At 38.9% G+C, this 7,680-nt stretch carries 9 protein-coding genes and 2 pseudogenes; 7 read left to right on the plus strand and 4 right to left on the minus strand.

The window, feature by feature from the left end; all coding sequences use genetic code 11:
• The 3 genes and pseudogenes from AN389_RS19175 to AN389_RS20730 form a co-directional block, all read left to right on the plus strand.
• Nucleotides 1–197: pseudogene (locus AN389_RS19175) on the plus strand (endonuclease III); the annotation flags it as partial.
• A 216-nt stretch (nucleotides 198–413) separates the two neighbouring features.
• The gene (locus AN389_RS19180; protein ID WP_235576004.1) at nucleotides 414–1,724 is read left to right on the plus strand and encodes a serine hydrolase; all 1,311 of its coding nucleotides are present in this window, start codon (nucleotides 414–416) and stop codon (nucleotides 1,722–1,724) included.
• Nucleotides 1,725–1,806: 82 nt separating this feature from the next.
• Nucleotides 1,807–2,026: pseudogene (locus AN389_RS20730) on the plus strand (endonuclease III); the annotation flags it as partial.
• Nucleotides 2,027–2,260: 234 nt separating this feature from the next.
• Here AN389_RS20730 and AN389_RS19185 read toward each other — a convergent pair.
• Entirely contained in the window at nucleotides 2,261–2,920 is a 660-nt protein-coding gene (locus tag AN389_RS19185) for a hypothetical protein (protein WP_055020479.1), read from the minus strand.
• Between the two features lies 1 nt (nucleotide 2,921).
• Nucleotides 2,922–3,428 (minus strand): RNA polymerase sigma factor, encoded by a 507-nt coding sequence (locus tag AN389_RS19190; RefSeq protein WP_055016670.1) that lies wholly within the window; start codon nucleotides 3,426–3,428, stop codon nucleotides 2,922–2,924.
• Between the two features lie 416 nt (nucleotides 3,429–3,844).
• On the opposite strand from AN389_RS19190, the gene AN389_RS19195 reads away from it, so the two are divergent.
• Nucleotides 3,845–4,078, plus strand: coding sequence for a hypothetical protein (locus tag AN389_RS19195; protein WP_055016669.1), 234 nt, complete (start codon nucleotides 3,845–3,847; stop codon nucleotides 4,076–4,078).
• Nucleotides 4,079–4,165: 87 nt separating this feature from the next.
• On the opposite strand, the gene AN389_RS19200 is transcribed toward AN389_RS19195, so the two are convergent.
• The gene (locus tag AN389_RS19200; protein ID WP_055016668.1) at nucleotides 4,166–4,531 is read right to left on the minus strand and encodes a DUF4345 family protein; all 366 of its coding nucleotides are present in this window, start codon (nucleotides 4,529–4,531) and stop codon (nucleotides 4,166–4,168) included.
• A gap of 2 nt (nucleotides 4,532–4,533) precedes the next feature.
• Complete coding sequence (locus AN389_RS19205) at nucleotides 4,534–5,487, minus strand: AraC family transcriptional regulator (RefSeq protein WP_055016667.1); 954 nt, start codon at nucleotides 5,485–5,487, stop codon at nucleotides 4,534–4,536.
• Nucleotides 5,488–5,696: 209 nt separating this feature from the next.
• Here AN389_RS19205 and AN389_RS19210 point away from each other — a divergent pair, with 209 nt between their 5' ends.
• From AN389_RS19210 to AN389_RS20740, 3 genes are read left to right on the plus strand one after another with little or no spacing between them, the layout of a single operon-like run.
• Nucleotides 5,697–6,647, plus strand: coding sequence for an SDR family oxidoreductase (locus AN389_RS19210; RefSeq protein ID WP_055016666.1), 951 nt, complete (start codon nucleotides 5,697–5,699; stop codon nucleotides 6,645–6,647).
• A gap of 35 nt (nucleotides 6,648–6,682) precedes the next feature.
• On the plus strand, nucleotides 6,683–6,916 hold the full coding sequence (locus AN389_RS20735) for a hypothetical protein (RefSeq protein ID WP_055016665.1): 234 nt from the start codon (nucleotides 6,683–6,685) through the stop codon (nucleotides 6,914–6,916).
• The gene (locus AN389_RS20740; RefSeq protein ID WP_055016664.1) at nucleotides 6,910–7,314 is read left to right on the plus strand and encodes a hypothetical protein; all 405 of its coding nucleotides are present in this window, start codon (nucleotides 6,910–6,912) and stop codon (nucleotides 7,312–7,314) included. The genes AN389_RS20735 and AN389_RS20740 overlap by 7 nt, the downstream gene beginning before the upstream one ends.
• Nucleotides 7,315–7,680 lie beyond the last annotated feature (366 nt).

Raw genomic sequence — 7,680 nt, forward strand, 5'->3', positions numbered from 1 at the left:
ACCGCACCAAATTTGCGATGGGTAAAGATGTAGTTGCTGTTGAGCAAAAACTTGAAAAGGTTGTCCCTAAAGAATTTAAAGTAGACGTATACCACTGGTTAATACTACACGGGCGCTATACTTACGTTGCCCGTAAGCCTAAATGCGGCTCGTGTATAATAGAAGACTTGTGTGAGTTTAAAGACAAAACTGATTAACTAGCAATGGGTTATGAAGTTTGTTATTAATAGTTTAATTAAAAAAGTGAGAAATGTTGCAACAGAATCCTATGCAATTAACTCACTACTAAATTAATTTAACAGAATAGTGTCACGCTAATGATTCGAAATTTCACTGTAATCCTTCTTATATACTTTTCAATATTTTCAATGGCTTATGCAGTCGAGAAAAATACACAAAATAAGAATATAAAAGTGTCTGAAGTTGCAGATAACATCGCAATTCAATACCAACAAATGGGATGGTTTTCAGGAAATGTGCTGATAACGAAAGATAATAAAGAGGTATTTTCATCTTCTTATGGTTTTCAGGATATTGAAAAAGAATTAAAGAACAGAACCCAAAGCCGCTTTAATCTTGGATCAATAATGAAAGACTTCACCAAAGTCCTAATTTTGAAACAGGTAGAAGCTGGAAAGCTAAAGTTAAGTGACAAACTCATTACGTTTGAGTTAGGCTTTAAACAGCTTCATGCCGAGAAAATTACAATTGAACATTTACTAAATCATAGGGCTGGATTTGCTGATATCTTTGTAGCTGAATATCGTGAGAATCAACTCGCGTTTGATACTCTAGACAAAAAACTAAAACTGTTAATAGACACCCCTCTCTTATTCGAACCTGATAGTGATTATAAATATTCAAACTACGGTTATATAGTGTTGGGTGTCATTCTTGAAAAAATTACAGGCCAATCATTCGAAAAGTTACTTGCAAACAATATTTTCAATCCAGTTGGCATGTCATCAACAACCTTCAAGCCTATGAACTATCATGAGCACCAGTCGATACGATATACCTATAAGTACAATAATACGTTGAAACGAGTTGGTGTTACAGAACATCCCAGCCCGGATGGCGGTATTGAGTCTACAGCTATAGATGTTCAACAGTTTTATCGTGCACTCTTTTATACCGATAAACTACTAAAGAACTCTGACCATACAAATCGTAAGTCATTTGCAATGGATGGCTCCCACTGGGCCGCATATGGTGGAGGGTTGGGAGTGAGTGCTGCTGTTGAGGTTGATTTGGAAAATGGTTATGAAATTGTCGTCTTGGCCAATACCGATCACCTAATTGCAGAGCGCATTTCTGGCCGAATTTTGTCTTTTATTCAAAATGGTAAATATGAACCGATAAAGCCATTGGAAAAAAACTTTGCTTTCGAATATTACCAATCAAGTGGCCCAAAAGGGTTTGTTAAACACTTTAAGAAGACATACCGCGAGAACGCTTATAAGCAGTTTATTGGTCGAACAATCAATGAATTAGGTATGGAGCTGCTTAAGTCAGAATCGTGGACAGCAGCGTTTGATATGTTTAAGTATTTGATATCCCTTTTCCCTGATGCGCCGCAAGTATACGATAGCTTAGCATTTGCTTACTTATCAAAAGGAGACTTTGAAATGGCGAAAAGCACTTTTCGTAAGTCGTTAGCAATTAAATCCGATTTTAAAAGTGATTATGTAAGTGACAATTATGGTCATAATAAGCAACTATAAGTACGTTTATCGCACAAAAATGACCGTCAATATGGGTATGCTGCGAGGCCATAGTTTAAAATAAAATCTATTTTCCTTATCTTTAGGCTGGCCGACCATTGCCGTAGACACGCATTTTTCGTGTTTCTAACCGCACCAAATTTGCAATGGGTAAAAATGTAGTTGCTGTTGAGCAAAAACTTGAAAAGGTTGTCCCTAAAGAATTTAAAGTAGACGTACATCACTGCCTAATACTACACGGGCGCTATACTTGCGTTGCCCGTAAGCCTAAATGCGGCAGCTGTGTATACCAATCGACTTAAATATTTAGTCATTCTAGCGAGCTAAATAAAGCGCTTACGGCGTTATAAACTTCTCAAGTAGAACAACTACATGTAAAAATTTATGCCTTGTAACCGCCCTATTTATCTGTCGCTATAAGTGCCGAATAACTTAACACGATTGGTATTATTGAAGACGTGTGTGATTTTAAAGAAAAAACGGACTAACCTTAAATAACAATATTTTGAGTATTTAAAAGTAAGACAGCTAATTATTTAGCTGTCTGTTGATTCTATACTATTGATAAATTGCGCTATATTCACTAAACGCTCACCGACAATAAATGCAATGGTGCATTTAACCCAAGGAGTTGCGATATTTGTGTAGTTTAGTTTAGCTAATACGCAGCCAGTGGCAATTAAAAGTAGTAGTGATGACACACTGTAAAACCAAACCATGTGTTGCTCTAGGTGTGCAAATAAGTCAATTTCAAATAACACATCAAACCCAATAAACACATAAGCCATATAAAAAGGGGCAGACATAAATAACAATTTAGTTAGTTGTAATTTATGTGAGCAAAGGCAATAAATGTCTTTTTGAACTTGGCTAATTGGCTTTGCATAACCAACGTTAGCAATATGCACTATTTGGCCAATGTTACCTGCAAGGCCAACAATGGCAAATACAGCCAAGATTAAAGCAGATATTACAGGCGCTGAAACACTAACGTTTTTTGCAATATACTGGCCCAATAACAAAATGATAAAGAAGAAAGCTGCGCTTTCAATAATACGTGCCCATTTCATAGTATTAAGCTCTTTCATTTGTTTATTCAGTTTTGTTTCGCTCAGCAGTGATTGGTTTATTGTAATGGCCAATTCGTTAACACTATTTTGCTGCTGCCATGTGTTTTTAAAATTATCTAAATTCATACTAAGCCCCCTGTTTCTCAAATTGATTTTTTAGTGTTTCTTTAATTCGGCCTATTCGCGTAGCGACATTGGTTTTACTTATGCCTAAACTCGTCGCTATGCTTTGATGGGATTCACCTTCTAAATACAGCAATACTATGGCTTTATTTAACTTATCGAGCTTTGCTATAAATTCATAAAGCTGCTTAACCTCTTCGCTTTTATCATCGTGCGCTGATAGGTCGGCTATGTGCACAATGCACTGCTCACTCTCATTGGCTTTATCTTCTCGTTTACTGTCTTTGCGGTAATAGGAAATTGCCACATTCAGCGCGATTCGGTACATCCACGTAGAAAACTTATAGTCTTTGTCGTAATTATCATAAGCAAGCCACAGGGTGGTGAGTATTTCTTGCGCTAGGTCTTGCCTGTCGTGTTGGTTTTGACAGTACGAGTTTACAACTTTATAGATAATGCCTTTATGCTGCTCCATTGTTTGAGCAAAGCGTGCTTTTTTATTAGTGTTCATGTAGGCATAAATCCATAATTTAAATTAATCTCTTCACGTAGTTGGCTCATCACAGTTTCATTGTGTTTAATTTCTAATGCATCTGTTTTTAAAAGTAATAAAGTGCGGCGCTTTGGCTAATGCAACACAGCCTGTACATATTTAAATATAAAGACTTTAGCTGCACTGTAATACTCACATAATCGTCTTATCTAGTTATTCGCAGTATCGCTGAAATAATCACAACTATTTAAAAAATAATTATTGGAGGGAGTAGTAAGCTAAGTAAGAGAGCAAAGCGAGGAGTTAGCTCCCTTTTCTGCCTGCTATTAAAAGCGCACTCCTAGTTAAAAGAATTTTTTAATATAGCAATAGGCGATGAGATAGAGCGAGAAAGATTTCACTTAGGTGAACACATAGTATCGATGGTTCCTTACATGAACTTACAAATAACAGTTCATGCACGTATGGATGAATCAGCTTTATTAATCAAAAAAGCAAATTGTTATATTTCAATTAATCTAAAAGATATTTGCTCATTTGAGCCAACTGAATATTTCGCACAGCCAATCGCGAAAGTAATTTTGGCCGATAATAAAAACTTAACTCCCGTACTCTATGTACCTTGGTCTGAAGAAATGGCGCTAACTCACAGTAAAGCTCATGGATAAACGCCTTTGTTTGCTTATCACGCCTTAAAGGTATTAAGCGTTACACTCTAAGACGATACTAAGATTTATAGCGGTTTAACTCTGATACTAAGTACGTACTTTTAAATACCACCAAATTAGAGGCGCCAGTATCACTATTTCAATACCAACATTTAGCCACTGTTTTGCTACCGAACCATCTAATATAATGCCAATAAGCCTTGCGATTAAAAGCCCTACAAGTAACGATGACAGTGTTGCGGCTATGGTAGCTTGCCAAGGTACTAGCTGATAATGAAATTGCAGTAATAAACCAAAACCAATAAATAACCCCCACCAAATTCTGCGCTCTACGGCCTTAAAAGTGTCGCTAGGGACGGGTTTATTGCTTATTAGCTCAGGGTTGGCAGCTAACACTATGCCAAAAATAATTAGCAGCGCACCAACAACCTTAAAAATAACTATATTATCCATGATTAATTCCTCAGGCTGGTTGCTTGATTAATCGCTTGATCAACAAGCTCCCCAGGTAACTCTTTTGCTTGACTCCACTGCTTTGGCGATTGCCCATACATACGCTTAAACTCTCTACTAAATTGTGATGAGCTCACATAGCCTACCGACATGGCCGCCGAACTTACGTTCATACCCGTTGCAATTTTCATCGCGGCGGTATTTAAGCGCATAGATTTAACAAATTGAATCGGCGACATACTGGTCGCATCTTTAAATTTTCGATGCAAAACGGCCCTACTTACGCCAATTTTTGCTGCCATATCGTCTATGGTTATGGTCTCATCTAATCGAGATACCAAATAATCAATTGAGCGTGCGATGTCGTTTCCGACGCCAAAGGCTTGGTGCACACTACTCCCTGCCTGTCCGTTTAATATGGCGAAATATAATTCTCGCAGTCGCCCTTCACCTAAAACTGCAATATCTACAGGGTTGCCTACAAGTTGCAGCAATCGTAATAATGAATCGCTGAAGGAGTCATCCCACGCTGCGAGTGTAAGCCCCTGTGTTTTGGGGGCTGATGCGTGTTTTTTTACGCCTTCTGCAGCCATAGTAATAGATAATTCGGTCATCACTTTTGTATCTAGCGATACAATAACGCCTAGCAAGGGGTTCTCAGGTGACGCCGAGGGTGTACCCGCTTCTACCGGCATAGACATAGGGCAGCACATATAATTATGTTCATCGTAAATAAAGTGCTTACCATCGAGTATGGCTTCTTTAGCGCCACTGACTATGGCAACAATACACGGCTCGTAAACCGCAGGTGCACAGCGCATAGCGTGCGTTACTTTAAACAGCTGAACACCTTTAATACCCGTTTCTATTAGCCCTTGGGTATAATTTTCATCGCTGTTTACTTCGTTAAAAGACAGCTTGTTTTGTATAAGTTGTTTAATCTGGTGTTTGCTCATACACCCATACCCTTTAAATATAGAATAATTCTAATCTAGCACCGCAAATACACATTCTCAATGCAGTGATACAAATAGGCATATTTTAAAGAGGATATCGCCTAGTTACACCTAGTAGCGAGAGTTATATTACCTAACAAGCAATGTAGAACAATGCGCATAGCCCTGTACTGCATATTTATACTTAACTATTGATAGGAATTTAACTAATGAGCGCATCTAACCCATTTGGCCCTTCTGGCTGGACTCCCGACCAACTCAGTTCTTTAGTCGGTAAATGCTATTTAATAACGGGAGCAAATACAGGCGCAGGTTTTGAAGCAACCCGACTATTACTCGCTAAAGGCGCAAAAGTTGTTATGCTCAATCGTAACCCTTTAAAATCAGATGAAGCTATTGCTAAGTTAAAACAAGAGTTTGGCGATAATACTGAGGTGAGTTTTATAAAAATGGACTTAGCAGAGCTTGCCTCAGTGCGCCATGCAGCCAACGAGGTATTACAAACTGTGCCACACATAGATGCACTTATTTGTAACGGTGCGATTGCGCAGGTCGCGACTCAGCAATTTACTAAAGACGGCTTTGAAAGTCAGCTAGGGGTTAACCACTATGGGCACTTTTTACTGTGTGGTTTACTTTTTAACAAAATAGAGCAATCGAACGGACGTATTGTTGTGGTTGCCAGTGAAGGTTACAAAATGGGGCTTAAAACGATTCAATTTGATGACATGAATTGGAATAAAAACTACCACCCAAACAAAACCTACTGCCACAGTAAACTTGCACAAATGATGTTTGCTTATGAGCTGCAAAATAAAATAGCCGCCGCCAATAAAAATGTGCAAGTGTTTGTGTGTCATCCAGGTGCCGCTAATACCTCTCTTATTGGCGATAATGTTAACTTTGCAACCCGATTTACCTGGTCATTAATAGTCAAAATGGGCTTAGCGCAATCGGCAGAGCAAGGCGCATACCCTGAGGTTATGTGTGCCACCGAGCAAAATTTAAAACAGCGCGCTTATTATGGCCCATCAGGCAGGTGGAATTGGAGTGGCCCTGTCGGTGAATGCACGCTTGAATCATTTGCTTTAGAGCAGCCTGTGCTAAGCAAACTATGGGCAGTTACTGAGCAGCAAGTCGCTTTTAAATGGTCAATATAATTGCTAATAGCGAACGTGTGTAGGGTGTAAAAGTAATGAAAAAACCATTTGTAATCGGCCTAATACTTTTACTTTCCCTAACCGGCTGTAAAAGTACCAATAATCCCCCTGTACAGTATAAACCTGATGATGAGCTGGTAGTACCTGCCCATGGCTTAGGTAGAAGCGATTGGGCAATGCGTTACTTTGCCCAGCAGCTTAAAAATGCAAATTATAAGGTATGCAGCCTAAATTATGATTCTATAGGGGAAGCGTTGAAGATGTGTTAGCGCAAACAAGTACGCAAATTAATGCCTGTATTTCTAATGCCAGTAAAATACATTTTGTAGGCCACTCCCTTGGAGGATTGGTTATTAGGGCATACTTACAAAGTAACATGACAGTATTAAATAATAATACCCTTGGTAATGTTGTTTTAATTGGTACTCCTAATAAAGGCAGTGAGCTTGCCAATCACCTAAAGGGCTCATGGTTAATGCACTTAGGGGGCGGTATAAGCCAATCACTTATTACAGGCAGTAATAGTTTAGGCAATAAAATAAGTGAGTTAACTCTTAATTTAGGCATTATAGCTGGTACTAAAGCATCCCCTCTTACACAAAGTTACTTTAACAGTGAAAACGATGGTTTGGTGTCTGTAGAATCGACCAAACTGAGGGCGTGTTGATTTTTTCGGATTGAAATTTGTTCAATCTAGGGGCATTAAATCGCGGCGCGAGGTTTGTAACCTAGTGGGCTAAGTAAAAACCAAGTTACAAAGAGTTTATCGCCCCTAGGCAGAACCCAAAGGGCAGCGCATGTTTGGCATTTATGCTGCGTTATCGCCTATTTATGGGGAATAACCACACTTCACAGGCTCTGCCTTGCCTAAAAACCAAACACACTGCTGCAAATTCAACCATCAAAGATCAACACGCCCTACTAATATGCGTGATTTATTACGCTTAATGTAAGCCACACGGGAATGCGCCACAACCAACAAGTCATACAGCACACACTCAATTTTTTGCAAACGGGTGCATTCCCCCCCCCC

The organism is Pseudoalteromonas sp. P1-7a (assembly GCF_001401855.1).
GTDB lineage: Bacteria > Pseudomonadota > Gammaproteobacteria > Enterobacterales > Alteromonadaceae > Pseudoalteromonas.